This is a genomic window from Cobetia sp. 4B, assembly GCF_018831605.1.
GTDB lineage: Bacteria > Pseudomonadota > Gammaproteobacteria > Pseudomonadales > Halomonadaceae > Cobetia > Cobetia amphilecti.
This window is the reverse complement of record NZ_CP059843.1, coordinates 3,227,738-3,254,327: the sequence shown is the minus strand read 5'-3', so window position 1 is coordinate 3,254,327 and position 26,590 is coordinate 3,227,738. Positions and strand designations below refer to the sequence as shown.

At 64.1% G+C, this 26,590-nt stretch carries 24 protein-coding genes; 16 read left to right on the top strand and 8 right to left on the bottom strand.

Features of this window, described 5'->3' with window-relative positions:
* The first annotated feature begins 86 nt into the window (after window positions 1–86).
* The 12 genes from ispF to H2O77_RS13395 all read left to right on the top strand — a co-directional run bounded on the left by ispF (window position 87) and on the right by H2O77_RS13395 (window position 11,893).
* Entirely contained in the window at window positions 87–587 is a 501-nt protein-coding gene (ispF, locus tag H2O77_RS13450; protein ID WP_276315245.1) for a 2-C-methyl-D-erythritol 2,4-cyclodiphosphate synthase, read from the top strand.
* Complete coding sequence (locus H2O77_RS13445) at window positions 580–1,755, top strand: tRNA pseudouridine(13) synthase TruD (RefSeq protein WP_346428187.1); 1,176 nt, start codon at window positions 580–582, stop codon at window positions 1,753–1,755. Before ispF ends, H2O77_RS13445 begins: the two co-directional genes overlap by 8 nt.
* Window positions 1,756–1,806: 51 nt before the next feature.
* Window positions 1,807–2,553 carry a 5'/3'-nucleotidase SurE gene (gene surE, locus H2O77_RS13440; RefSeq protein WP_043331401.1) on the top strand — a complete coding sequence of 249 codons (747 nt, stop codon included), beginning with the start codon at window positions 1,807–1,809 and terminating at the stop codon, window positions 2,551–2,553.
* A 184-nt stretch (window positions 2,554–2,737) separates the two neighbouring features.
* Window positions 2,738–3,394, top strand: coding sequence for a protein-L-isoaspartate(D-aspartate) O-methyltransferase (locus tag H2O77_RS13435; RefSeq protein ID WP_234368298.1), 657 nt, complete (start codon window positions 2,738–2,740; stop codon window positions 3,392–3,394).
* Window positions 3,391–4,344: a DUF368 domain-containing protein gene (locus H2O77_RS13430; RefSeq protein ID WP_240548609.1), complete on the top strand. Its 954-nt coding sequence runs from the start codon at window positions 3,391–3,393 to the stop codon at window positions 4,342–4,344. The genes H2O77_RS13435 and H2O77_RS13430 overlap by 4 nt, the downstream gene beginning before the upstream one ends.
* The gene (locus H2O77_RS13425; RefSeq protein ID WP_240548608.1) at window positions 4,337–5,590 is read left to right on the top strand and encodes a peptidoglycan DD-metalloendopeptidase family protein; all 1,254 of its coding nucleotides are present in this window, start codon (window positions 4,337–4,339) and stop codon (window positions 5,588–5,590) included. Before H2O77_RS13430 ends, H2O77_RS13425 begins: the two co-directional genes overlap by 8 nt.
* Before the next feature lie 61 nt (window positions 5,591–5,651).
* Complete coding sequence (gene rpoS, locus H2O77_RS13420; RefSeq protein WP_043331399.1) at window positions 5,652–6,629, top strand: RNA polymerase sigma factor RpoS; 978 nt, start codon at window positions 5,652–5,654, stop codon at window positions 6,627–6,629.
* 383 nt (window positions 6,630–7,012) lie between these two features.
* Complete coding sequence (locus H2O77_RS13415) at window positions 7,013–8,383, top strand: TolC family outer membrane protein (protein ID WP_107336201.1); 1,371 nt, start codon at window positions 7,013–7,015, stop codon at window positions 8,381–8,383.
* A gap of 394 nt (window positions 8,384–8,777) precedes the next feature.
* Window positions 8,778–9,929: an alanine racemase gene (gene alr / locus H2O77_RS13410; RefSeq protein ID WP_215823297.1), complete on the top strand. Its 1,152-nt coding sequence runs from the start codon at window positions 8,778–8,780 to the stop codon at window positions 9,927–9,929.
* A 60-nt stretch (window positions 9,930–9,989) separates the two neighbouring features.
* Window positions 9,990–10,907: an LpxL/LpxP family Kdo(2)-lipid IV(A) lauroyl/palmitoleoyl acyltransferase gene (gene lpxL, locus H2O77_RS13405; RefSeq protein WP_215823296.1), complete on the top strand. Its 918-nt coding sequence runs from the start codon at window positions 9,990–9,992 to the stop codon at window positions 10,905–10,907.
* A gap of 8 nt (window positions 10,908–10,915) precedes the next feature.
* Entirely contained in the window at window positions 10,916–11,299 is a 384-nt protein-coding gene (locus H2O77_RS13400; RefSeq protein ID WP_043331395.1) for a hypothetical protein, read from the top strand.
* A 432-nt stretch (window positions 11,300–11,731) separates the two neighbouring features.
* Entirely contained in the window at window positions 11,732–11,893 is a 162-nt protein-coding gene (locus tag H2O77_RS13395) for a DUF1328 domain-containing protein (protein ID WP_043331394.1), read from the top strand.
* 158 nt (window positions 11,894–12,051) lie between these two features.
* Here the strand turns inward: H2O77_RS13395 and H2O77_RS13390 are convergent, their stop codons facing one another.
* From H2O77_RS13390 to H2O77_RS13370, 5 genes are all read right to left on the bottom strand, one after another.
* Complete coding sequence (locus H2O77_RS13390; RefSeq protein ID WP_215823295.1) at window positions 12,052–13,401, bottom strand: DUF2254 domain-containing protein; 1,350 nt, start codon at window positions 13,399–13,401, stop codon at window positions 12,052–12,054.
* A 305-nt stretch (window positions 13,402–13,706) separates the two neighbouring features.
* Window positions 13,707–15,368, bottom strand: a complete 1,662-nt coding sequence (ettA, locus tag H2O77_RS13385) for an energy-dependent translational throttle protein EttA (RefSeq protein WP_043331392.1) — start codon at window positions 15,366–15,368, stop codon at window positions 13,707–13,709.
* Between the two features lie 193 nt (window positions 15,369–15,561).
* Window positions 15,562–15,807: a hypothetical protein gene (locus H2O77_RS13380; protein WP_054555553.1), complete on the bottom strand. Its 246-nt coding sequence runs from the start codon at window positions 15,805–15,807 to the stop codon at window positions 15,562–15,564.
* A 299-nt stretch (window positions 15,808–16,106) separates the two neighbouring features.
* Window positions 16,107–16,547: a PAS sensor domain-containing protein gene (locus H2O77_RS13375; protein WP_043331389.1), complete on the bottom strand. Its 441-nt coding sequence runs from the start codon at window positions 16,545–16,547 to the stop codon at window positions 16,107–16,109.
* A 269-nt stretch (window positions 16,548–16,816) separates the two neighbouring features.
* Window positions 16,817–18,124 (bottom strand): MFS transporter, encoded by a 1,308-nt coding sequence (locus H2O77_RS13370; RefSeq protein WP_240548813.1) that lies wholly within the window; start codon window positions 18,122–18,124, stop codon window positions 16,817–16,819.
* 353 nt (window positions 18,125–18,477) lie between these two features.
* Between H2O77_RS13370 and H2O77_RS13365 the strand changes: the two genes are divergently transcribed.
* On the top strand, window positions 18,478–18,801 hold the full coding sequence (locus H2O77_RS13365; protein ID WP_054555551.1) for a SelT/SelW/SelH family protein: 324 nt from the start codon (window positions 18,478–18,480) through the stop codon (window positions 18,799–18,801).
* Window positions 18,802–18,840: 39 nt separating this feature from the next.
* On the opposite strand, the gene H2O77_RS13360 is transcribed toward H2O77_RS13365, so the two are convergent.
* Window positions 18,841–19,866, bottom strand: a complete 1,026-nt coding sequence (locus H2O77_RS13360) for a zinc transporter ZntB (protein WP_215823293.1) — start codon at window positions 19,864–19,866, stop codon at window positions 18,841–18,843.
* Between the two features lie 144 nt (window positions 19,867–20,010).
* On the opposite strand from H2O77_RS13360, the gene H2O77_RS13355 reads away from it, so the two are divergent.
* Window positions 20,011–20,931 carry a DMT family transporter gene (locus H2O77_RS13355; RefSeq protein ID WP_043331386.1) on the top strand — a complete coding sequence of 307 codons (921 nt, stop codon included), beginning with the start codon at window positions 20,011–20,013 and terminating at the stop codon, window positions 20,929–20,931.
* A 39-nt stretch (window positions 20,932–20,970) separates the two neighbouring features.
* On the opposite strand, the gene ppk2 is transcribed toward H2O77_RS13355, so the two are convergent.
* Both ppk2 and H2O77_RS13345 read right to left on the bottom strand, forming a co-directional pair.
* Window positions 20,971–21,891: a polyphosphate kinase 2 gene (gene ppk2, locus H2O77_RS13350; protein ID WP_240548607.1), complete on the bottom strand. Its 921-nt coding sequence runs from the start codon at window positions 21,889–21,891 to the stop codon at window positions 20,971–20,973.
* A gap of 190 nt (window positions 21,892–22,081) precedes the next feature.
* Window positions 22,082–22,822 carry an arylesterase gene (locus H2O77_RS13345; protein ID WP_215823292.1) on the bottom strand — a complete coding sequence of 247 codons (741 nt, stop codon included), beginning with the start codon at window positions 22,820–22,822 and terminating at the stop codon, window positions 22,082–22,084.
* A gap of 92 nt (window positions 22,823–22,914) precedes the next feature.
* Between H2O77_RS13345 and H2O77_RS13340 the strand changes: the two genes are divergently transcribed.
* Both H2O77_RS13340 and H2O77_RS13335 read left to right on the top strand, forming a co-directional pair.
* Window positions 22,915–23,718: an ABC transporter ATP-binding protein gene (locus H2O77_RS13340; protein WP_215823291.1), complete on the top strand. Its 804-nt coding sequence runs from the start codon at window positions 22,915–22,917 to the stop codon at window positions 23,716–23,718.
* Entirely contained in the window at window positions 23,711–26,434 is a 2,724-nt protein-coding gene (locus H2O77_RS13335; RefSeq protein WP_215823290.1) for an FtsX-like permease family protein, read from the top strand. Before H2O77_RS13340 ends, H2O77_RS13335 begins: the two co-directional genes overlap by 8 nt.
* The last annotated feature ends 156 nt before the right edge of the window (window positions 26,435–26,590 follow it).

The following is a 26,590-nucleotide window of genomic DNA, read 5'->3' as shown; positions in this document are numbered from 1 at the left end:
CTGAGCAATCTGCAACACCCGCTGCTGCCACTTCCTCTGCGCAATCCGCGGCCTCTCCTCAGCCGGCTGGCCATGTGCCGATGGCCCTGCGCATCGGCCACGGCTTCGATGTGCATCGCTTCGGCGATGGCGATCACCTGATGATCGGTGGCGTGAAGATCGCCTACGAGCATGGCTTCGTGGCGCACTCCGACGGTGACGTGCTGCTGCATGCGCTGTGCGATGCGCTGCTCGGTGCCTGTGGCATGGGCGATATCGGCAAGCATTTCCCGGACACCGACAGCGAGTGGTCCGGCGCCGATAGCCGTGGCCTGCTGCGCCACGTGATCGGGCTGGTCAATGCTGCCGGTTTCGGGGTCGGCAATGTCGATCTCACCGTGATGGCGCAGGCGCCGAAGATGGCGCCGCACATCCAGGCGATGCGGGAAGTGATCGCCGAAGACCTGCGCGTGCCGCTGGCGGTCGTCAACGTCAAGGCCACCACCACCGAGCGGCTCGGCTTCACCGGTCGCAAGGAAGGCATCGCCGCCGAGGCCGTGGTGCTGCTGGGCGCGCTGCCGACCGCGGTCGGAGCCGAGCATGTCTGAAGTGAATGACATGTCTGAGTCGCCCGAGGCGGATGCGCTGTTTGCCGAGGCGCTGGCGGCACTGGACGCCGCGGGCAGCGAGGCGTGGGTCAAGGAAGCCGAATTGATGCAGCGCTGGCCGCATGCACATGGCGGCCCGCTGGGAGCAGGCGATTTCCGTCACACGCCGGAGGACTTCCGGGTCACCGAGCTGATGGACTTCGTGCCCGAAGGCCACGGCGAGCATCAGTGGCTGTGGGTCGAGAAGCGCGGCCTGACCACCGATGACCTGTGCCGTGAACTGGCCAGCCTGTGCGAGGTCGCGCCACGTGATATCGGCGTGGCCGGTCTCAAGGACAAGCAGGCGATCACCCAGCAGTGGGTCTCCGTGTGGTTGCCGGGGCGTGAAGCGCCGCAGGATCTCAGCGATGCGCTGGCCGAGAAGGGCGTCCGCGTGCTGGCCAGCGTGCGTCATCCGCGCAAGCTCAAACGTGGCGTGCATCGCGGCAACCGCTTCGCGCTGCGTGTCAGCGGTGAGGCCGTCGCGCATCCCGAGTTCGAGGCGCGCTGGCAGACGCTGATACGTGATGGTGTGCCCAACTATTTCGGGCCGCAGCGCTTCGGTCATCAAGGACATAATCTCGGCCGGGCACGTGCCGTGCTGGTGCGTGGCTGGCGCAAGCGCGATGACCGCAGCGGCATGCTGCTGTCGACCGCGCGCAGCTTCCTGTTCAACGAGGTGCTGGCCGCGCGTCTCAAGGCGCATTGCTGGGCGACGGCGTTGAGCGGTGAGGTGTTTGCGCTCAACGGGACGGGCTCGCGCTTCGTCACCGATGGCAGCGAGTCGGCCGAGACGCTGGCGCAGCGCCTGGCGAGTGGCGATATTCATCCCACTGGCCCGCTGTGGGGCACCGGGCGTGCGGAGGCTCATGCTCAGGTCGCCCAGCTCGAGCAGGTCCTGGCCACGCGTTGGCCGCAGCTGTGCGAGGGGCTCGAGAAGGCAGGCGTCAAGGCGGAGCGTCGTCCGCTGCGCCTGATGCCCGGCAAACCGCGTCTGGAGTGGGATATCACGCCAGAGCAGACAAAAACCGAAGGCAGCGAGGCCAGTGTCTGGCTGCACTTCGATCTGCCGCGCGGCAGCTTCGCGACGGGCCTGTTGCGTGAGCTGATCGCCCACCCGCTGCTGTAGTGCCGCCAGGCGACATGACGACTATCCGATGATTCGCAAAGGAGTGAGATGATGCGCAGGATTCTGCTTTCCAATGATGATGGCGTGCACGCTCCGGGGCTCAAGGCGCTGCATGACGCGCTGGCCGGACAGGCACGCATTCGTGTGGTCGCGCCGGACCGTGATCGCTCAGGGGCCAGCAACTCGCTGACGCTGAGTCGGCCGTTGTTGCTGTCCGCGATGGAGAACGGCTTCTACAGCGTCGACGGCACACCCGCGGATTGTGTCTATCTGGGCGTCAATGGGGTCTGGGACGAGAAGCCTGACATCGTGATTTCCGGCATCAACCATGGTGCCAACCTGGGCGATGACGTGCTGTATTCCGGCACCGTGGCGGCGGCGATGGAAGGGCGCTCGCTGGGCATGTCGGCGATCGCGATGTCACTGTGCGGCAAGACCCACTTCGAGACCGCCGGACGCGTGGCGGCGAGCCTCGTCGGCGCGGCCGAGACCCTGGCATTGCCGCCGCGCTCATTGCTCAACGTCAATGTGCCGGATGTGCCGTGGAGCGAGATTCGCGGCTTTCGCGTCACGCGTCAGGGCCACCGTGGCCCGGCGGGCGCCCCGATCGAGGTCAAGGACCCGCGTGGCCGTACCCGCTACTGGATCGCGCTGGCCGGCGATGGCATCGATGATGGCGATGACACCGACTTCGCCGCCATCGCGGCCGGCTATGTGTCGATCACGCCGTTGATGACGGATCTCACCTCCCACGGGGCGCGTCACGATGTGGCGCAGTGGCTCGAGGCGCTGACCTGAGCGACGTAGCGCCAGCCAAGGCTCAAGATTTCGCTGTGAAGTCCTCGTTCGAAGGATGTGAATCAAGACCATGAAGGACGTGTATCAGAACGCTTTCCCGCTTGCGCAGTCAGACAGCGCAGCGGGAATCGCCGGGCCCTTGCATCTCAGGCGACCGGACACGGCGCAGCTGAGCGGTATCGGCATGACGTCCCAGCGCACGCGAGACCGCATGGTGGCGCGCCTGGAGGATGCCGGCATTCGCGATGAGCGGGTGCTGGAGCTGATGGCCAGTGAGCCGCGTCATCTGTTTCTCGATGAGGCGCTGGCGCACCGTGCCTATGAAGATACTGCGCTGCCGCTGGGGCAGGGGCAGACCCTGTCCCAGCCTTACATGCACGCCCGCATGACGGAGCTTGCCCTGGCGCAAGCGCCGCGCCCGCGCGAGGAGTGTCGGGTGCTGGAGGTCGGCACCGGTTCGGGCTATCAGACATTGCTGCTGGCGCGTCTGTTCGCTCGGGTGTCTTCGCTCGAGCGCATCGCCGTGCTCCATGCCAGGGCCGTTCAACGCCTTGGCTGGTTCGGGCTCGACAATGTCGAGTTGCGCCATGCCGATGGTGGGCATGGCTGGCAGGACGATGACTCGGCATTTGATCTGATCGTGGTGACCGCCTGCGCACCGCATCTGCCGCAGGCGTTGTTGAAACAGTTGGCCCCGCAGGGGGTGATGATCGTGCCATTGGCCGAGGACGACAGTGATCGTCAGTGGCTGACACGAGTGCGCCACGTCGGCGACACTCAGGATATTCAGCGGTTCGAGGCCGTGCGCTTCGTGCCGTTGCTCGAGGGAGTGATCAGGTGAAACGAGCTTTGAGCGTGTTCTTCAAGGGCGCTGGCATGGGGGCGGCGGATGCCGTGCCCGGGGTATCAGGCGGCACGATTGCCTTCGTGACCGGCATCTATGAAGAATTGATCGAGTCCATCAAGCGCTTCGGCCCCTCCGCCATCGGCGTATGGCGTGAGCAGGGCTTCAAGGCGCTGTGGCAGCATTTGAATCTGGCCTTTCTGCTGCCGCTGGTCGCTGGCATCTTCGCCAGCCTGATCAGCGTGGCGCATCTGGTGACCTGGTTGATGGAGGCGCAGCCGCTGCTGCTCAACGCCTTCTTCTTCGGCCTGGTGGTGTGCTCCGGGGTGGTGGTCGCGCGGCGTATCACCACCTTCCGGATGGGCTATCTGGTGTGGTTGGCGCTGGGGCTGGTGCTGGCCAGCAAGTTGCCCAGCCTGTTGCCTGCCGCCACCGATGCCTCCTGGGTGCTGGTGGTCGGCGGTGCCATCGCCATCAGTGCCATGCTGCTGCCGGGCGTTTCCGGCAGCTTCCTGTTGCTGACCATGGGCCTCTACGGCACGGTGATGACTGGCATCAAGAGCTTCGATCTGCAGCTGATCATGCTGTTCGGCAGCGGCTGCGCCATCGGGCTGTTCACCTTCTCGCGTTTGTTGTCGTGGTTGTTTCGTCATCATCACACCGCGACACTGATGCTGCTGACGGGCTTCATTCTCGGCTCGCTGCCGGTATTGTGGCCGTGGCGCACCATCACCGATTATCGTCTGGGACCCAAGGGTGAACAGGTTCCGCTGGATTACCACTTCATGATGCCGGATACCTATACCAGTGTGACCGGTGAGCCTGCCCAGCTGTGGGCGGCACTCGCCCTGATGCTGGCCGGCGTATTGCTTGTCTGGTTTGCCGGAGAGCGCTCCGGCCCGGATGACGACTCCAGCAATTCCCGCAAGGAGCAGGAACATGCGTGACAGGATGGACAAGGGAATCAAACTGACGTTGGCAGGTCTGGCGCTGGGTGCGCTGACAGCCTGCAGCACGGCGACCACTCGCCCGCAGGTGCAGGACCTCAACGCCGGCAATGCGCGTATCACCTCCGACACCTATACCGTTCAGCGCGGTGACACCCTGTATGGCATCTCCTGGCAGAGTGGCCAGGATTTTCGGGATGTGGCGCGCATGAACGGCTTGAATCCGCCCTACACCCTGCAGCCGGGCCAGACGCTGCGACTGGACCCCAACACCCAGCTGCCGGCCAGTGCGGCGGGAACCTCCGGCACGAGCGTCGCCTCGAGCGGTGGCGTCGTTGCCACGCCGATGGGCGGGGGCAGCGACAGCTCGATCGCCGGCGGCAGCGAACTGCCTGACTGGCTGGCACCGGATGAATCCGCCATGGCTCAGCAGCAACAGCGCACCAGCCAGGCCCAGTCGCTGACGACCGGCTCGGGTGGCGTGTCATCGGCCGCCACCGGCGCCGCGGCGGCTGCCGGACTGGGGCCTGTCTACCAGGAGGGCAGTGAAGAGGCACTCGCCGAGACGGCGCGCAACGCCACTAATGACAGCGCAGAGCAGGCCAGCAGCAGTGCTGCGCAGGCCAGTAGCTCTGCTACACAGACAGCCAGTCAGACGGCCAGCGAGGCAGCTGCCAGTGCGGCCGCCGCCCAGGCCGAGGCGCGCAAGGCCGCCAAGGAAAAGGCCGAGCAAGCCGCCGCTGCTGCCGCAGCAGAGCGTGAGAAAGCGGCCGCTAGCGTGAAAAATGAGGCTGCCAAGGTTGAAAAGGGCACCAACGTCGCTGGCGAAACCGCCAAGGCTGCACCGGCCAAGAAGACCTATGTTCCGGTAAAAAACGTTGACTGGCAGTGGCCTACGCAAGGCGAGATCATCGGCAAGTTCGGCGAGTCCGAGAGTGTCACCGGCGGCATTGATATCGCTGGTCAAAAGGGGCAACCTGTCAAGGCAGCAGGGCCGGGAATCGTGGTCTACGCCGGAAGCGGAGTACGTGGTTACGGTAACCTCATCATTCTCAAGCACAACGACCGCTATCTGAGCGCCTACGCCCACAACGACACTCTGCGTGTATCAGAGAACGATGTGATCGACGCCGGACAGGTCATCGCCACTCTGGGAGCCACTGACGCTGAACGTGCGCAGCTGCACTTCGAGATTCGCGAGGATGGGCAGCCCAAGGACCCACTGAAATTCCTGCCTAAACGCTGATTCCCACCGCTGCCACAACAACAAGTTCCTGGCACCAGACCAGAGACAACGGGGTATCGACATGAGCATGCTGGAAAAGGATATCGATCAGGCTGAGGTTGAGTTGTCCCTTGAGGATGTCGAGGAGGACGACGATACGCTTGAGGCAGAAGCGGAAGAGGCGGCATTCGAACGCGCCTTGAATCGTGAAGAGCGCAAGCACTACCAAAGCCTGGATGCGACCCAGATCTACCTCAACGAGATTGGTTTTTCCCCGTTGCTCAAGCCCGAGGAGGAAGTCTACTTCGGGCGTCTGGCACAGGCGGGCGACCCCGCCGGTCGCCAGCGCATGATCGAGTCCAACCTGCGTCTGGTGGTCAAGATCGCGCGGCGTTATCTGAATCGTGGTCTGTCGCTGCTCGACCTGATCGAGGAGGGCAATCTGGGGCTGATCCGCGCGGTGGAGAAATTCGACCCCGAGCGCGGCTTCCGTTTCTCGACCTACGCCACCTGGTGGATTCGCCAGACCATCGAGCGGGCACTGATGAATCAGACGCGCACCATTCGTCTGCCGATTCACGTCGTCAAGGAACTCAACATCTACCTGCGTGCCGCGCGCCAGCTGACCCAGAAACTGGATCACGAGGCCACCGCGGAGGAGATCGCCGACTTCCTCGACAAGCCGGTCGATACCGTCAAGAAGATGCTGGGGCTCAATGAGCGCGTGTCATCCGTCGACTACCCGATGGGCGGCGAGAGCGACAAGCCGTTGATCGAGACCATCGCCGACGAGAATGACACCAGCCCGGAGTCCAGCCTGGTGGATGTCGACGTCAAGGCGCATGTCGATGAGTGGCTGGCGGAACTGACCGAGAAGCAGATGGAAGTGGTGGTGCGCCGCTTCGGGCTGCGCGGTCATGAAGCTGCGACGCTGGAGGAAGTGGGCGAGGAGATCGGCCTGACGCGTGAGCGGGTGCGTCAGATTCAGGTCGAGGCGCTCAAGAAGCTGCGGCGCATGCTCGAGAAGCAGGGGCTGACGCTCGAATCCATCTTTGAATGATGCGCGGGCACAGTCGTCATGGCTGTCGATACCCTGATGCAGGTTGCCAGTGAAAACGGCCCGCTCGTGATTCGAGCGGGCCGTTTTCATATTGTGTCATCATTATTCTGGCAGAGTGGGGGCATTCTGACGCACTGCGCTCGAGTGCAGGGTGCCCCATGGCACTGTTGTCAATTTGGAAACGCTGTATCGTGCAACAAAGTTAGCCAACTAACTGGACGCCCAAAAGAGCGACGATTAGACTAAGGCCACTTTTTCCACGACCCGCTTGAGCAGGGCTGAGGCAGTAGTCCAGCCGATGTGTGAGCTACCTTTTACCTTGTCCTGGTGCTTTCGAGGCGCCATGCAGGTCACGACTGTCACTGATCAGGAACAACGCATACATGGCCAACATTCGCATACTGCCACTGGTGCTGGCGATGGGTTTTGCGACCCAGGCTCAGGCTGCCAATCTGCTCGACATCACGCGTGATGCATTGACCCACAACGCCAGCCTGTCCTCCTCTCGCTCGCTCTATCAGAGTGTCGAGGACAATGAGCGTATCGAGCTTGCTGACCTGCTGCCCCAGATCACTGCCACGGGGACCGTGTCGCGTACCGATGTCACCGGCAATTCCCAGAGCGGCACCGAAGGTGATTACACTGACAGCAATATCGTGGTCAACGTCAACCAGCAGCTGTTCGATGCCGCCGACTGGTATGAGCTCGCGACCAGCAAGGACACCACCCGTCAGCAGAAACTGCTGCTGGATTCCGATCAGCAGCAGCTGCTCTATGACGTGGCGTCTGCCTATTTCACCATCCTGAACAATCGTGATGTGCTCGATGCGCGCATTGCTCAGGAAAAGGCCTTCTCCCGCCAGCTGGACCAGGCCAATCAGCAGTTCGAGGTCGGTCTGATCGCGATCACGGATGTGCAGGAAGCCAAGGCATCCTTCGATGACGCGCGTGCCCAGCGCATCGCGGCCGAAGCTGATCTTCAGGTCAGCTTCGAGGCCCTGCAGCAGCTGACGGGCCAGCAGTACGATTCCATCGATGGTCTGGAAGAAGATCTGGCGATCGAAGCGCCGGTGCCGGCCAGCCGCGGCAAGTGGGTCGAGATGGCATTGTCCAACAACCCGCTGATCGGTGCTGCCCAGAAGGGTGTCGATGTCGCCAGAGGCGATGTGAAGACCTCCCGCGCAGGCCACCTGCCGGAAGTCGGCGCCTTCGCGACCTACTCCTACGATGAAACCGACATCGATACTGCCGGGGGGTATCAGGAATACAACCAGATCGGTATCCAGGCCTCCCTGCCGATCTATACCGGTGGCCGCACCTCCGCCCAGGTACGTCAGAGCACCCATCTGCTCGAGCAGAGCCAGTACGACCTGCTCGATCAGCAGCGCTCCACCACCCAGAGCGTGCGCTCGCTCTACAGCCAGGTGCGCAGCGACGTCCTGACCGTCAAGGCGCGCAAGCAGGCGATCGTCTCCAGCCGCAGCGCACTGGAAGCGACTCGCTCCGGTTATGAAGTCGGCACCCGTAACATCGTCGACGTGCTGGACGCCGAGCAGGCCCTGTATCAGGCGCTGGCGGACTACGCCTCTTCGCGTTACACCTATGTGCTCGACCTGCTCAACCTGCGTCAGGCGGCAGGTATCATCGATATCAACAGCGTGCGTGACCTCAACGAGAGCCTCAAGGCAGATCGTCAGGTGTCCCTGGTGCTGAATGATGAGAGCTCCGACGAGCTGGAAAACGCGACGCCCTGATCGTCCTGCGCTGGCTATCGCCACGTGCTGCATGCGCCCCCACAGGCCCTGCCTGCGGGGGTGCATGCGTTTTGGGGCATGCGTTTGAGGGCATCAGTTGGTCAGGTCACTGATCGTCAGGCATATGTTCACCAGGCAAGTGTTCACCAGGCAAGTGATGGTCAGACAGCAAGGCGCCAAAAAGCAGCGCGCAAGGGCAGCGCGGCCTCGAGGCGGGCAGTTTCGTGATGGTATTGGACGAAAATCCTGCATGTGTTTTAACAGGCAGTGGTTTTTATCGGTGATTTGGGGAAAGTTTGGTGTTTTTCAGCGTGACCTGACGGCGATGATGGAAAATAATTGAGGGGCTTGCTCTGCTGTCTGTCATTTTCACCGATCACCCTGGAGTCCCCTCATGTCCCGCCCACTGCGCGCTGATATTGATCTCGATGCACTGCGTCACAACTATCAGCTGGCCTGCGAGCTGGCACCGCATTCGCGCGCCCTGGCCGTGATCAAGGCGGACGCCTACGGGCATGGTGCGGTGGCGTGCGCGCAGGCACTGGCGGATCTCGCCCCTGCCTTTGCGGTGGCCACGATAGAGGAGGCGCTGGCGCTGCGGGCGGGCGGCATCTCTCATCCGGTCGTGTTGCTTGAGGGGGTGTTCGAGGCCGCGGAGTACGCCTTGGCGGCCGAGCATGACTTCTGGTGCGCCATCCACAGCGAATGGCAGTTGGCGGCCCTCGAACAGAGTGAGCTTGCGCAGCCGCTGTCCTGCTGGATCAAGTTTGACTCGGGGATGCATCGCCTCGGTTTCACGGCCGAGCAGGTGCTGGACGCCAAGGCGCGCCTCGAGGCGAGTGGCAAGGCGCATGATCTGCACCTGATGACGCACTTCGCGAGTGCTGACAGCCTGACGCCGGACTACTTCCAGCAGCAGATGGCGGCGGTGACGGCCCTGGCGGCCGAGGCAGAGCTGCCGCTGTGTCTGGCCAACTCTCCGGCGACGCTTGCCTGGCCAGAGACGCATGCGGCCTGGAACCGCCCGGGAATCATGCTCTACGGAGCAGACCCGCTGGAAGGCGCCAATGATTCCAGTCGGCGCCTGAAGCCGGTGATGACGCTGTCTTCGGCCATCATCGCCGTGCGTGAGATCGCCATCGGCGAGCCGGTAGGGTACTCGGGGCGCTTCGTGGCCACGCGTCCGACGCGTATCGGTGTCGTCGCCTGCGGCTATGGTGATGGCTATGATCGCCACGCCGTGGATGGTACGCCAGTGCTGGTGGATGATCAGCAAACGGTGCTGGCCGGCAAGGTGTCGATGGACATGCTGACGGTGGATATCACGGACCTGCCCGAGGCGGGTGTCGGTTCACGTGTGGTGCTGTGGGGCGAGGGGCTTGAGGTCAATCGCGTCGCCGCCAGCTGCGACACCATCAGCTATACACTGCTGACGGGGCTGCTGCCGCGCGTGCCCAGACACTATCATGGCGGCGTTGGCAGTGTGGCGGACGACAAGGGTGTCGCGCAGTTGACCAGCGCTCAGCCGCTGGATACGCACGCCTGACCTGACGGCAAGGCTCGCGCGGTCTACAATGGCCGCCGTTGCCCGTCGAACGAGAGAGTCATGGCCAAGAAGAGCTATCCCGAGAGTTTTACACACCCCCGCTACTGGCTGACCTGGCTGGGCATCGGTGCCATGAAGGCTTCGGCCTATCTGCCCTGGTGCGCCAAGTTGTGGCTGGGGCGTGGCCTTGGTGAGCTGGCATGGCGCTTCGGCAAGCGTCGTCGTCATATCACCGACACCAATCTCAAGCTGTGCTTTCCCGAGTGGAGCGAGGCGGAGCGCGCGCGTCAGGTGCGCAAGACCTTCCACGCCAACGGCATCGGTATCTTCGAGACGGCCACCGGCTGGTGTCGTGATCCGGAGCACATGCGTGATCGCGTGACCTTCAAGGGGCAGGAGCACATGGAGCGCGCCATGGCCCAGGGCAAGGGGGCGCTCATCGTGGGCATCCACTTCTCGACCCTGGATCTGGGCGGCGCACTGCACTCGCTGTTCTTCCCGGCCGATGTCGTCTATCGCCCCCACGACAACCCGCTGTTCGAGCGCTTCATGACCCGTGCGCGCAATCGCATCTTCGGGATCGCCATCGATCGTCACGACCTGCGGGGCGTGGTGCGTCGCATCAAGAGCGGCCATGGCGTGTGGTATTCACCGGATCAGGACTTCGGCCGCGAGGTCAGCGTGTTCGCGCCGTTCTTCGGCATCGATGCCGCCTCCATCAAGCTGACGGCCAAGATCGCCCGCATGACGGGCGCGCCGGTGATGCCCTTGATGTTCCACCGCAATCCGGACAATCGTACCTATACGCTGGAGTATCTGCCGGCGCTGGACAACTTCCCGAGTGGCGATGACGTCGCCGATGCCACGCGCATCAACGCCTTCATCGAAGGGGCGATCCGCAAGCATCCCGAGCAGTATCTGTGGCTGCACCGTCGCTTCAAGACACGTCCCGAGAAAACCGATCCGTCCCTGTACTGAGGTGAACCATGAGCAACGACATCTCTTCTCACGTCACTCTGGCCGAGGTGGAAGCGCGGTTGGCCGCTGGCGATACCTTCGTGCTCAATCAGGTCGCGGAATGGTGCCCGGATTGCACCGAGCGTCAGCGTCCGGCATTGCCTGCCTTCGAGGCGGCGCTTGCCCGTGGCGGTCTGCCACTGGTGACCCTGTGCGTGCAGCAGACCCGTGGGGTCTATCTCAGCGATGCTCATGCACAGCTGAGTGAGCGCATCGGTGGTGCGGGCTATCCACGTACCTTGCTGGTTCGCCACGGTCAGCCGGCGAGTCTCGACAGTGGATTGAACCGCGTCGAGGTGATGAGCGAGCCCGATCTCGTCGCCTACGCTGAGGCCTTGATCGCCGCGCTGTAGCGACCGATACCCCTGGCATCGATCATTCGCCGCTGTCAGGGGGATGACGCGAGTGATGCACACAGCAAAGGCCCCCGTTCGGCATCTCGCCGAACGGGGCCTTTGCTGTGTAAAGCGGCACCCGACAAGCAACATCACCTGCCCGAGCTGCATGCGTGCGGTCAACCGAGTGCCGCCTATCGTGTGCCTATGACAAGACGTGCGGATGACGGAGCAGGCTTTCAACCCATCAGAAGGGCTGAGGCAAATTCTTTTACTGAAGTGCGACATCATGTTGACAAAGCTTTAGTTTATTACCATCTTGGCAATAACGAGTCAGGTGGCTGACACGCCTCCTGATCGCCGCTTTCAGCACTCTGGAGTGCGCCTGAGGCGTCATCCATCAGGGGCTGACTCCGCCGCGACAATTCTCACATGACATAAGGAATTGACATGCTCAACTACGCCATCATCTTTCTGATCGTCGCTGTCATTGCCGCCGTACTGGGCTTCGGCGGCATCGCCGGCACCGCAGCGACCATCGCCAAGGTCCTGTTCGTGATCTTCCTGGTGCTGTTCCTGGTGTCCTTCTTCAAGAGCCGCCGCAAGCCGTGAGGCTTTGATTTCCTGTCGCTGGTCAGGCTGACGGCAACAGGCCGCAAGCCGTCATGTGATCGGATAGTACGGCTCAGAAATAGTACGGCTCAGAGACAGCAACGCCCGCGACGGTGATCGACCGTCGCGGGCGTTGCTCGTTCAGGCGCTGGCCTTTTTTACCACTGAGGGCTGGGCAGGTTCAGACGATGGTGACCGGCCTGCAGGCCGTGTTCGATGAAACGACGATCCACCTCGAATTCGGCCTGGGCGAGAATCGCCTCCACCACCTTGTCGGCATGCTGTTGCAGCAGCACCAGATGGCCGTATTGCGCGCCCATCAGCGACAGGGTCTTCAACAGCTCCAGCAGGGCCAGACAGATCGAGAGGTCATCACGGCCATAATGCAGAATCGGCGTGATGGAGCGGTAGAGGAGGCTTGCGAAGGACTCCATCTGCCAGCTGACGCGAACGGCCTTGTGATCATCCACGCAACAATTGCACAGCGGCACTGACATGCGCTCGCTGAGCAGCTCCGTCAGCTGGTGCATGCACAGCCGTGCCGTGCCGGGGTCATTGATGCCGGGCGACAGCGCCTTGATGGCGACTTCCATCAGCTGGGTCAAGCCGTGCTCGTGCAGGTCCTCGACGGACTCCCCATCCAGATAGCCAAGCGCGGCACGCAGGTTCTTGATCAACTCGGCCTGCTGCTCTTCATCGAGTTCTTCCCCCGCCGTCGCGCTCTCTGGCAGGCCGTTGGGCCACTCGATGCGCATCAAGGGCATGCCGCTGACGATGAAGGCGCCCAGCGCGAAATCCAGATGCACCACCATGTCATGCTTGATGGCCAGCTGGCGCAGCGCCGAGAAGTCGACCTGCTGGATGTAGCCGCGCCGGCGTGCCCGCAGCAGCTGGCACTGGTCGTCGTCTCGGTTGACCTCGCGCTCGCAGAAGCCATCGTCACGATTGCGCTGACGCAGGCGCTCCAGCGAGAGGCGGGTGCGGCCGGAGAGTCGCCGCGCGACGGCATTGATCTGCACCGACTGCGAGACCTGATGGATGAAGTAGACGAACATCCCCAGGCAATTGACCATCATCAGCACGCCCAGATAGACCGCCAGCGAGCGCCACAGGGTCGGGGAGTCGCCCGTATTGGGCACCATCAGATTGACCAGCAGGAACAGCAGACTGCCCAGGTAGTGACCGAGCACCAGCTGGTGATGACGTTCGGTCACCAGGCCCAGCAGCAGCTTGTGGGAGAACTGCGCGCCGGCCTGGGTGAGCACGCTCATCACCATGGTGAAACTGAAGACCATCAGCGAGATCAGGCCGCCGACCAGCGCCGCCAGCAAGGTGCGCGGGGTGTCATGTTCCTTGAAGGTCAGTGCTTCGAAAAAGTCGCTATTCGTCAGCGAGGAAGGGTCCGGCAGCCCGGAGGGCATCACCGAGATCAGTCCCAGCAGGGTATAGACCATGGCCAGCATGCTGGGGAGATAGGCGATGCTGGTGGTCCAGGTTCGCAGCCACATGAGGGGTTGCTGTAGCCAGCGATTCATAGACGGTTCCCGAACGGATGGATTGGCAAGCTCCTGTTATGACGGCTCGCGCCGAGCACTGCAAGTCAGCATGACGTGCTGGCAGGAGGGTTCAGGGGGTGAGGAGGGGAGAAAAGAAGCAGAACAGGGCAGAGCAACGCGGGCAGAGCGGGCAGAACCGAGCAGGGCAGACAGACTGGAACGAACAGCAGGGCCCGATGGCAAGACGCCCCCACCGGATGACCGGTGAGGGCGTCTAGCGGCTTGCGTCGATCAGCGTGGCTGACCTTGCAGGCTCATCAGGCGTCGATACGCTTGTACTTCATGCGCTTGGGAGCATCGTTGCCGACACGCGCGTGATAGTCCGCTTCGTACTCGGTATAGCTGCCTTCGAAGAACACCACGTTGGAGTCACCCTCGTAGGCGAGGATGTGGGTCGCGATGCGATCCAGGAACCAGCGGTCGTGCGAGATGACCATCGCGCAGCCCGGGAAGGCCAGCAGGGCCTCTTCCAGTGCACGCAGGGTCTCGATGTCCAGGTCGTTGGACGGCTCATCCAGCAGCAGCACGTTGGCAGCCTGCTTCAGGGTCTGGGCCAGCTGCAGACGGCCACGCTCACCACCGGACAGATCAGACAGACGCTTCTGCTGGTCAGTGCCCTTGAAGTTGAAGCGGCCGACATAGGCGCGCGACGAGACTTCATGGCCATTGATGTTGAGCATGTCCTGACCGCCGGAGACGGCTTCCCAGACGGTCTGATTGTCTTCCAGGCCATCACGCAGCTGCTCGACGTAGGCGACCTTGACGGTCTCGCCCAGCACGACTTCGCCGCTGTCCGGAGTGTCCTTGCCGGTCACCAGCTTGAACAGCGTGGACTTGCCCGCACCGTTGCCGCCGACGATACCCACGATGGCACCCTGGGGGATGGTGAAGGACAGATCATCGAACAGCAGCTTGTCGTCGAAACGCTTGGTGACGTTGTGCAGCTCGATGACCTTGTCGCCCAGGCGCGGTCCCGGCGGAATGTAGATCTCGTTGGTCTCGTTGCGCTTCTGGAAATCACCGGACTGCATTTCCTCGAAGCGGTTGAGACGCGCCTTGCTCTTGGCCTGACGGCCCTTGGGATTCTGACGAACCCACTCGAGCTCCTGCTGGATGGCCTTGTTGCGCGAGGCTTCCTGCTTGGCTTCCTGCTGCAGGCGAGCGTCCTTCTGCTCGAGCCACGAGGAATAGTTGCCTTCGAAGGGAATGCCCTGGCCACGGTCCAGCTCGAGAATCCAGCCGGCGACGTTGTCGAGGAAGTAGCGGTCGTGGGTGATGGCGACCACGGTACCGGAGTAGTCGTGCAGGAAGCGTTCCAGCCAGGCGACGGATTCGGCGTCCAGGTGGTTGGTCGGCTCGTCCAGCAGCAGCATGTCCGGGCTCGAGAGCAGCAGGCGGCACAGTGCGACACGGCGGCGCTCACCACCGGACAGCACGCCGACATTGGCATCCCACGGCGGCAGGCGCAGTGCTTCGGCGGCCACTTCCAGCTTGCGCTCGAGGTTGTGGGCGTCAGAGGCCTGGATCAGGTCTTCCAGCTTGGCCTGACGCGCGGCGAGGGCGTCGAAATCGGCGTCCGGCTCGGCGTAGGCGGCATAGACTTCATCAAGTTCGGTCTGGGCGTTCTTGATGTGGGCCAGGGATTCTTCCACGCACTCGCGCACGTTCTTGGAATCATCCAGTTCCGGCTCCTGGGGAAGGTAGCCGACATTCAGACCCGGCATGGGACGTGCTTCGCCGTTGTAGTCCTGATCGACGCCGGCCATGATGCGCAGCAGCGAGGACTTGCCCGAGCCGTTGAGACCGAGCACACCGATCTTGGCACCCGGGAAGAAGGACAGCGAGATGTCCTTGAGAATCTCGCGCTTCGGGGGAACGACCTTGCCCACCCGGTTCATGGTATAGACGTATTGCGCCATGGAATCCCAATTTGGTTGGAGAATGGAATGACGCGCAGATGATAGTGCCCGGCGTCACGCTTGGCCAGCCGGGCAGCCTGTGCCAGGCGAGCGCGGCGACTCACTGCATGACATTCCCTGTCCTGACGTCGACCCCTTCCATGGCCTGTCCGTTCCCTGGTATCCCTTCCCCTGCACGCCGCTGGTGGCGAGCTTACTCCTCTTCGCCCCAGTCGCTGGCGTCGATCAGATCATCGTCGTCGGCTTCATCGTCCCAGCCTTCGCGGATGGAGCGAGCCAGGGCGCGCTCCTCGAGCAGGGCTTCAAGACGTTGGCGGGAGTCATTGCGTTGTGGCTTGGCAGGTGCGCTGGAGGACGACAGCTCGAAGTCCACATCGGTGGGGCTGTCTTCGGCGAGTGCCGTGGCATCGATATCATCGAGGAATTGTTCACGGGCCATGGGCGGACCTCACGATCTTGGAACGACCTACCCGATATCCAGCGCCTGGACTGGCCTGTGATACCGGGCACCGCCAGCGGCGATGCGCCGAAGGCTCTCTGGCTATATACCGCCCGTTGACGAGGATGACAAGCCTTTCGCTCAGCCTGTCAGAGCTTTCGCCAATTGCCAAAGGCGAGAGGCCCACAACGACAACGCCCACCGGTGGGGTGGGCGTTGATGGTGCCATGCGGCACCTGATCTTCAGTGACTGCTCTTCAGTGACCGTTCTTCACTCAGCGGCCTTGAGCGTCCGGCGCTCAGTTGGACTCGCTGGGGTGCTCCGCGCGCAGGCGTTCCAGCTCTTCCTTGGCGGTCATCAGGCCGGTGACATCCTTCTGGACGCCAACGAAATACTGCAGGTTGTCATGCTCATCGAAGACCGGTGTCATGGAAAGTTCATTCCAGAACAGGCTGCCATCCTTGCGATAGTTGCGCAGTATCTCGCGGCACGGGCGCTTGTCGCGCAGCGCGGCACGAATGTTGTCCAGCTGCGGCTGATCGCGGTCATCATTTTGCAGGAAGCGGCAATCGCGGTAGAGAATCTCGTCGGCGCTGTAACCGGTGAGGCGCTCGAAGCCCTGATTCACGTAGATCAGGATGTTCTCATCGCCTTCCTGTTCCGCCACCACGATGCCATCGTCCGAGGCATTCACGACTCTCTCGAGCAGCTCGGGGCTGATCATGTGGGGTCTTTTCATCTGACTCTGATCCTTGCGGCTTAAGAACCCGGCCCTGAAGACCGAGCCCGAGAGTACGGGTATAGGGTGCCTGTCCGTGTGCCCGGACATTCCAGCACCATGATCGGTTTCACTATGGCGGGGAGACGCGGCTTATGCAATCGCAGCCGCTAATGTGACAGGGCCCGACATCGTTGTCAGGCCCTGTCAGCGTGAGAGTCGATCAGATAGATAAGGGGGAGAGAGGGGTACAGGGGTAAAAGGGGAGCCGTCACGCCCGCCCCGGATGTTCAGTCGTCCTCCACCTCCGGCAGGCGCTGTGCGCAGAGCGCGGCACAGGCCGCGACGACCGCCAGGATCATCAGCAACCATTCACTGCCCAGCCACTGGGCGAGCCCGCCGATCAACAACCCCAGTACCAGCATCAGCACGCCGGTCAGGGTGTTGGAGAGTGCGACGTAGAGGGCGCGGTTGTCAGAGGTGGCGAGATCGACCACGTAGGTCTTGCGTCCCAGGCGGATACCGGCGTGGGCGATCACCAGCAGCCCGTAGACCAGCGCGTAGCTCCAGATGTTGTCGGCCAGCGCCTGTGGCCACCAGGCCATGCTGCCGGCCAGGGCGCAGCAGACGGCAGCGCCGGCCCCTGCGTTGCGCATCACGCGGCGACTGGAGGTGTCGGCCAGCCTGCCCCAGATGGGGCTGGCCAGCATGCCGGCCAGTCCTGATACCACCACCAGCACGCCCAGTCCGCCCAGGCTTTCACCGCTCTGCTGCTGGCCGAGCAAGGCGATATACGGCAGTGCCAGCGCGCTTGAGAGCAGCAGGGCGCGTGCCAGATTGAAGTTGCGGAAGGCGGCGTCATGCTTGAGCTGGATGACCCCGTCGCGCACCGTTTCCCAGGCATTGGCGCCGCCGCTGGTGGCACCGCTGTCCTCGTGGATCATGGCGGCGCACAGGGCATTGAGTGTCCAGCCCAGCGCCGCGATGGCCATCAGTATCGCCAGCACCTGCTGACCGGGCTGCTCGCCCAGCAGCATCAAGGCGACGCCGGCCAGCAGGGTCATCGCCCCCGCCACACTGCCACTCCAGCCCATCAGGCGCCCACGGCGCTTCTTGGCGATGGTCTTGCCCAGCACATCCTTGGTGGCGATGGAGGCCACCCCGCGCCCGAGCGACAGCAGGATCAACAGGATCAGTACCAGGCTGCCCGCGAGGGTGCCATCGAGTCCGTGACGCGTGGCGAAGTTGCCCTCGGCAAGCAGGCTGATCATCACCAGCCCCAGTGCCATCAGTGCCTGGATGGAGGCCCCGGCGACCCACACCCACTTGCGTTGCGGCAGTGGACGAATGAAGCCTGCCACCAGCAGCTGAGGCAGCAGGGCGCCCGCCTCGCGAATCGGCACCAGCAGCCCCACCATCCACACCGGCGCCCCGATCAACCCCAATAGCCACGGCAGCACCAGCCGCGCACTGGCCATCTCGTCGGCCAGCTTGGTGCCCAGCGAGGCCAGCAGGTGACGCCAGAAATTGCCGGGTTGCTGGTGGCAGGCATCCTCGGAGATGTCCTTGCACATGCGCGAATCTTCATCGCCGGTCATGCGCTCGAAGAAGCGACTCTGACCGCTGCCCGACGGCCTCTCGTGGGCTTTGTCTGCAGACTCCCGCTCAGTCTCGCGGTCTTGAGCGTCTGACGGTGAGGAGGCCTCGGTAGAGGAAGACAGGGGTGACATGTGGCCAGGGCTCCGCTATCGGCGTCATATACGGGAAGTCGTGATGCAGATCACGCCCGTGCCGCCGGTTGAAGAAGGATCGATCGCAGTGCGACGTCACTGAAGGAATGACTGCGCCGAGTATAGTTTATGTACAGTTTGTGTGTAGGTTTTTGGTGTTGACCATTGTGCGACAGTGCAGTGAAGTGATCATTACATCATTGATTGGAGTAGGCACCACCATGGATCAGGCATCCACGCTGAAAGTCCGGATTCACTACTGCACCGGCTGCAACTGGCTGTTGCGAGCGGCCTGGTATGCACAGGAACTGCTGTCCACCTTCGGAGAAGACCTCGGTGAGGTGGCCTTGGCGCCGAGTCACGGCGGCCATTTCGAGGTGCTGTGCCAGGCCACTCCAGATTCTGAGTGGCTGGTACTGTGGGAGCGCAAGCGCGACGGCGGCTTCCCCGACAGTCGTGACCTCAAGCAGCGCGTGCGTGATGTGCTCGATCCTGAGCGCGATCTGGGCCATATCGACCGCGCCAGTCGTGAGCAGGGCTCGTAAGCAGCGCTTGCAAGCAGCTCCGCTACGCCATGGGTTCGTTCACCACCACTTCTTGCGCTTGAGCAGCCACATCTGCATCGCCACCACGCCCAGCGTGATGCCGACGAAGGCAGCGAAGCCCCACTGGCTGTCGCTGCCCGGTATGCCGCCGACGTTGACCCCCAGCAGGCCGGTGAGAAAGCCCAGCGGCAGGAAGACGGCGGTGATGACCGACAGCAGATACATGCGCTGGTTGAGCTGCTCGTTGTGCTCGCTCATGCGCTGTTCATGGATGATCAGCGCGCGCTCCTGCATGGCCTGGAAATCCTCCACGTAGCGCGACAGCTGGTTGGCGATCTCGCGCAGGTCCAGACGCGCCTGTTCATCGATCCACAACGGCCCCTGGGAGAGTTGTGCCAGACAGTCGCGCTGCGGCCCCATGAAGCGTCGCAGGGTGATCAGGGGGCGCCGCAGGCGGGTAATGTCATCGGGGTCGATCTCGACATCATTGAGCTGGTCTTCCTCGATGATGGCGAGCTGCTCATCGAGGCGATGGCTGAGCTCCGCCACGCGATCGACCAGCGCATCGCTGAGCATCGCCAGCAGCCAGGAGATGTTTTCCGCGCCCTGGCCGGCTTCCAGTTGCTCTCGCACCTGAGTGATCGACTGGAACGGCCGGCGGCGCAGGGTGATCAGGCGCGTCGGGCTCATCCACAGGCGCAGTGACAGCAGGTCCTCCGGCGCGGCGCCGGGATTGAGGTTGATGCCGCGCAGCGTGGTGACCATGCCGCCGCCGAAGCGCGCCACGCGCGGGCGGGTGTCCAGCTCGGTCAGGGCCTCGATGCTCGGCTCATCCAGCTGGGCAAGGTCGTCCAGGTAATCATTGACGTCGCCGCGGGTGTAATCGAGGTGCATCCAGATCAGCGCTTCGGGGTCCTGCCATTGCTCGCGCAGGCTGTCGTCATCGAGCAGGCTGGCGCCGCCCTTGCCATCCAGGCGATAGGCGCTGACCAGTGCCGTGGTCGGGGCATCTCCCGCAGGGGGCACAGGTGTCGGCGCGGCTTGCGGATCGGTGGCATCAGTCATTCACGAAATTCCTTTTTGGTGGCGCGGCTTGCAGCAGCGGGCAGGGCACGCGATGCTCGAATGTCAGGCCGTGGGCATTGTCGCTGCCATCGCCATGACACTCATCGCCAGGAAGGCGATACCCGAAATGCGAGGAAGGATGCCATGAGTCAGGATAGGGAAGCCATGCTCTACGGTCTGGGCGCCGTGGCCCTGTGGTCGACGGTGGCGACCGCCTTCAAGCTGGCGCTTGAGCAGATGTCGCCGCTGGAGCTGGTATGGCTGGCGGCACTGGTGTCGTGGCTGTTGATCGGCGTGCTGATGTGGCGTCAGGGCAAGCTGCGCGAAGCGCTCACCACCGGCTGGCGGGGCGGCTGGCGTACGGCACTCTGGGCCGGACTGATGAATCCGGTCGGCTACTATCTGGTGCTGTTCGGCGCCTACGCGCGGCTGCCGGGCCAGGAGGCGATGGCGCTCAATTACACCTGGGCGCTGGCGATGGCCTTTCTCGCCGTGCCGATCCTCGCGCAGCGTCTGACGCGCATCGATGTCGCGGCGGGGCTGATCGCCTACGCCGGTGTGTGGACCATCGCCACGCGTGGCGAGATATTCAATGTCGCCTTCGCCGACCCGCTGGGCGTCGGGCTGGCGCTGGGCTCGACCCTGCTGTGGGCGCTCTACTGGTTGCTGAATGCACGTGACCCGCGCGCGCCGCTGGTCGCCCAGTGGCAGAATTTCAGCATCGCCTTGCCGGTGCTGACGCTGCTGGTGGCCTTCGGGCCGGGCTTTGGCAACTTCATCGGCGCCAGCGCCAACCCCCAGGCGCTGACGGCGGGCATCTATGTCGGCCTGTGCGAGATGGGTATCGCCTTCGTGCTCTGGCAGCTGGCGGTGCACAAGGTGTCGCGCACCGCCAAGGTCTCCAACCTGATCTTCCTGTCGCCGCCCATCTCATTGACGCTGCTGCACTTCATCGTCGGCGAGCCGATATTGACCTCGACGCTGGCGGGGCTGGTGCTGATTCTGGCCGGACTCGGCCTGCAGCAGCTGCAGAAGGCACCGGCGGAGCTGTCACAATCGACCTGAGCGAGCCGCGCCGTCGGCGCACAGCCCGCGACTCGATCGTCAGTCGTCGGGCAGGATGAGGCGATCGGCATCCACCACGATCAGCGGGTCCGGGGTGCCGATCATCTTCTTGTCCTTGCCGGGGTAGTCGAGCTGACTGAGCACATGGCGCAGCGCGCCGATACGGGCCCGGCGCTTGTCGTCGGAGCGGATCAGCGTCCAGGGCGCATGATCGCTGTGCGTGCGCGCGAACATCGCCTCGGCGGCATCGGTGTACTCATCCCATTTCTTCTGCGCCACGGCGTCCATCGGTGACAGCTTCCAGTGGGTCAGCGGGTCGGCGGCGCGCTTGGCGAAGCGGATCGATTGCTCCTCGCGGGACACCGAGAAGTACAGCTTGACCAGGTGCAGGCCATCCTCGACCCACAGGCGCTCCTGCTGGGGCACCTGCACCAGAAAGCGTTCGACTTCCTCCGGGGTGGCGAAGCCCATCACCGCCTCGACCCCCGCGCGGTTGTACCAGCTGCGATCGAACAGCACGATTTCGCCACTGGTGGGAAAGCGCGAGACATAGCGCTGGAAATACCACTGACCCTTTTCCGTCTCGTTGGGCTTGTCGAGAGCGACGATGCGCGCGAAACGCGGATTGAGATACTCCATGAAGCGCTTGATGGTGCCGCCCTTGCCGGCGGCGTCACGCCCCTCGAACACGATGGCCAGGCGTCCGCCACTGTCGCGCAGCCAATGCTGCACCTTGAGCAGCTCGATCTGCAGCGCGCGCTTCTCGGCCTCATAGACCTTGCGCTTGAGGCGCTCGTCGTAGGGGTAGGCGTCACTGGAAACCGGCCCCAGCGTCATGCGCGGGGCATCGCCAGTGGCGTGCTTCTTGCTGGCCTTGCCCTTGGCGTCCTTGCCCTTGGCATCCCTGGCCTTCGAATGCGCCTTGCCGGCATCCGCCTTCCTGTTGTTGGATTTACTCATGGCAGTACTCCCTGTGAGGATGGGGCCTGGCCCCGACGACCGACGACCCGGGCTGATGACGTCAGCGCTGCAAGGCCTCATGGCCCAGATGGCCTGCCTGACAGGCACTGATCAGGCAGGCGCGGATTGTCATCTCGCGGCAAGGTAGGCGCATGCAAGCTGTCGTGATATGCGCCGCGCCTGATATTGATCACTCCGCTGATGCCGTGTGTTGCGCCAGCGGCGCGAGTGTCGGCCAGATGGTGTCGAGCAGCTGCGGTTGCGCCTTGGCGGTGGGGTGAATGCGGTCCTGCTGCATCAGCTTCTCGCTGGCCGGGGCCGTGGCGATGCCCTCGAGGATGAAGGGTACCAGCGGCACGGAATATTCGTCGGCCAGGTCCCGGTAGACCTGCCGGAAGGCATCGGTGTAGGCCGGGCCGTAATTGGGCGGAATCTCGATGCCGAGCAGCACGGGCTGGGCATCGGCGTCCTCCACGGCCTCGATCATGCTGGCCAGATTGGCCTGCATGCGGGCGGGGGGCAGGCCACGCAGGCCGTCGTTGCCGCCCAGTTCGATCATCACCAGTGAAGGGTCGTGTCGCGCGAGCAGGGCCGGCAGACGGTTGAGGCCGCCTTCAGTCGTGTCGCCGCTGATGCTGGCATTGATGACCTCCGGCGCATCGCTGCCCAGGCTGTCCTCGAGGCGCTCGTCGAGCAGCGTGACCCAGCCCTGGCTGCTGTCGATGCCGTAACCGGCCGAGATGGAGTCACCGACCACCAGCCACGGGGCCGGCGCATCGGCCAGCGCCACCTGAGGCGTCAGCACGGCCACGAGGCTCAGTGCCGTACTGGCGAGGGCATTGCGCAGCCGCTTGAGTCCCTGCGTGCCGGGGGCTTTGCCACCGCTCGCCAGGCACTGGGTGTCACGGCGATTCACTAGCCATTTCTGCATTCATCATCTCCATCATCTGCACACTATTCATACCCGTTTCGGGGTCTGGAGTTCGTGCCCACCCCGTTCTCTACCATAAGCGAGCAGACACGATGTCACATAACGCCTCCATTAACGACGTGACCCCTGCGTCGGATCAAACCTCGTCAGACGCGCAGGCCAGCGCAACGCCTGCGCCGGTGCTGGAAGTGAGCGGGCTGGCGCAGCGGGTGACCAGTGGCGAAGGGCGCCTGACCATCCTCGAAGACCTGGAGCTTGCCGTGCAGGCCGGTGAGAGCGTCGCCATCATTGGGGCCAGCGGTTCCGGCAAGTCGACGCTGCTGGGCCTGCTGGCGGGGCTGGACAGCCCGAGCGAGGGCGATATTCGCCTGTTCGGAAGCTCGCTTGCAGGGCTTGATGAGGATGGCCGTGCGGCGCTGCGCGCGGGACAGGTCGGCTTCGTGTTCCAGAACTTCCAGCTGCTGCCGACGCTGACGGCGCTGGAGAACGTGCTGATGCCGCTGGAGCTGGCCCCGCAGGGCGATATCGAGGCGCAGGCACGTGACTGGCTGGCGCGGGTCGGACTGGGAGAGCGACTCGATCACCTGCCGCGTCACCTGTCCGGCGGCGAGCAGCAGCGCGTGGCCATCGCGCGCGCCTTCGTCGCGGGGCCGGGGCTGGTGTTCGCCGATGAGCCGACCGGCAATCTGGATACCGCCACCGGCGAGCGCATCGCGGAGCTGCTGTTCACCCTCAACCGCGAGCGGGGCACCACGCTGATTCTGGTCACCCATGATCTGACGCTGGCCAGGCGCTGTGATCGCTGCCTGAATCTCGAGGCCGGCAAGCTGGTGGAGTGGAAGGATGAGGCGAGTGCGCCGGCCGTGGCGACGCCACAAGGAGGCGACGATGTCTGAGTCCCGGGTGTCTGACCGCGCGGCGACATCTTCCGCCAACGCGCAGCGCCCGCGTGGGGCGCGCCTGCCGCTGGCGCTGCGTGGCCTGCTGCGTGACCTGCGCGCCAGTGATGTGCGTGCGCTCTTTCTGGCGTTGATGCTGGCGGTCGCCGCGACCACCATGATCGGCTTCTTCCTGGATCGTCTCGACCGTGGCCTCAATCGCCAGGCGAGCCAGCTGCTCGGCGGGGACCTGGTGCTGGAGTCCAGCAACCCGCTCGACCCGCGCTTCGCCGAGGCCTTCCGCGCGGCGGGGCTTGAGATGTCGCCGCAGCTGGGCATGGTCTCGATGGCCTCGCACGGCGACAGCTTCGTGCTCTCGAGTCTCAAGGCGGTGTCACCGGGCTATCCGCTCGCCGGGCGGGTGGAACTGGAGTCGGATGCCTCGGGCGAGGATGCTCAGGCGCCAGGCGCCAGTTCACGCGCGGAGATTCCGCCACCGGGCGAGGCCTGGATCGTGCCACGTCTGGCCATGGCGCTGTCGGCCGAGGTCGGCGATACCCTGACGGTCGGGCGCAAGCAGCTGACCATCAGTGGCCTGATCACGCGTGAGCCTGATCAGCAGGGCGGCTTTTCCGAGTTCAGTCCGCGCCTGATGTTCAACATACAGGATCTCGACGCCACCGGTCTGATCCAGCCCGGCTCGCGGATGGAATATCGCCTGCTGGCGGCGGGCGATCCGGCGGCGGTGCAGCAGGCACGTGATGCCATCGCGCCGCTGCTGGCGAGTGCCGACAACGCCGAGGTGCGGCTCAAGGACGTGCGCGAAGACCGCCCGCGCCTGGGGCGCTCACTGGAGCGTGCCGACAAGTACCTGAGTCTGGCCGGGCTGGTGGCGGTGCTGCTGGCCGGGGTCGCGGTGGCGATGTCGACGCGCCGCTATGTGGAGCGTCATCTGGATAGCGCCGCGCTGTGGCGCTGCTTCGGTGCCTCTCAGCGTCAACTGTCACGGTTGTTCGCGGCCCAGCTTGGCTGGTTGGCCCTGTTGGCGAGTACCGGGGGTGCAGTGCTGGGCCTGTTGGGGCAGATGGGGCTGGTGGCGCTGCTGGAGCGCTTCCTGCCGCTGGAGCTGCCCGCACCGGGGCCGCTGCCGCTGGCGTTGGGGATTCTGACGGCGCTGGCGGTGCTGGTCGGCTTTGCCGGCCCGATGCTGCTGCGTCTGCGTCAGGTCAGTGCGCTCAAGGTGCTGCGGCGTGAGCTGGCCCCGCTGCCTGCCTCGGCGTGGGTGGTGGTGGCGATCGCCAGTCTGGTGTTCGGCGCCCTGATGTGGCTCTACTCGGGCGATCTCATGCTGGCGGCCGGCCTGCTGGTCGGTGGCATCATCGCGCTGGGGCTGCTGATGGTGGCGGGGCAGCTGCTGCTGTCGCTGATGCTCAAGGTGGTGGCGCGCATGCGCGGTCAGGGCGGCTGGAGCCGGCCGATTCGCCTCGCCGGCGGCATGCTGGCCAGGCGGCGCGGTGCCAGCCTCGGTCAGCTGGTCGCCTTTGCCGTGACCTTCGCGGCGATGGCGTTGATCGCGCTGGTACGCGGTGATCTCATCACCCGCTGGCAGGCGCAGATTCCGACCAATGCGCCCAATCACTTCGCGATCAATATCCAGCCCGGAGAGCAGCAGGCCTTCGGCGAGCAGCTGACCGCGATGGTGGATGAGCAGGCCGGCGACAGCCAGAGCGAGCTCTACCCGATGGTGCGTGGACGTATCACGGCGCTCAAGGGTGAGTCCCTGCTGGGACGCACCCAGCAGCGTCTGCAGGCAGCCCAGTCGGATCAGCCGGCGGCAGGCGGCATGCAGGAAGGGCGTAGTGACGAGGGGGATGGCGAGCAGCAGGGCGTCCCGCAGCGTGAGCTTAACCTGACCTGGCATCGTGACCTGCCGGACCACAACCGCCTGTCGGCGGGCGAGTGGGCGCCGATCAGTGACTTCGCCGATGCAGACAGCGAGACGCGCAGTCGCCTCGCCGCCACGCAGGGCGTGCCGGTGTCGATGGAGGAGGAGCTTGCCGAGCGCATGGGGCTGGTCATCGGTGACAGCCTGTCGTTCACCATCGGCAGCGAGACCGTCAAGGCGCAGGTGGTCAATCTGCGCCATGTCGACTGGGACAGCTTCCTGCCCAACTTCTACGTCATCTTCCCGCCCGGTGCGCTCGAGAGCTTCGCCCACAGCTACATGACGGCGTTTCATCTCGAAGACGAGCGCAAGCTGGCGCCGCTGGTGCGCGACTACCCCAGCGTATCGTTGATCAATATCGACGCCATCCTGACCCGCGTGCAGGAGCTGATCGCCCAGGTGTCGCGCGCGGTGGAGCTGATTCTGGGGCTGGTGCTGCTGGCGGGCGCCAGCGTGCTCTACGCGGCGCTGGTAGCCAGTCGTCCGGCACGTGAGCACGAAGGCGCGCTGTACAAGGTGTTCGGCGCCGGTCAGGGGCTGCTGGCACGCCTGCAGGCCGCTGAGTTCGTGCTGCTCGGCCTGCTCAGTGGGCTGCTGGCGGCGATGCTCGCCGAAGGCGCGGCGGTCGGACTCTATTCCGGCTGGCTGGGACTGCCGGTGGTGCTGCATCCGTGGCTGTGGGTGCTGCTGCCGCTGGCGGGCGGCGTGTTGATCGGCGGGCTGGGCTTCTGGCTGTCACGAGAAGTAAGGCGTCAGCCGCCGATGGCGGGGCTGCGCGCCCTGCAGTGAGCGCCATCAGGCCTCGTCATCGCAGCGCCGGATGATGGCACCTTACGATCTCAACCTGCGGCCTCATGATCGTTGTCTCGGTCATGGGGCCGTCTTGCGTTAACAATGATGCTGATTCATGTGAATCGGACCGCTGGCTGAGGTATCATGCTGGTC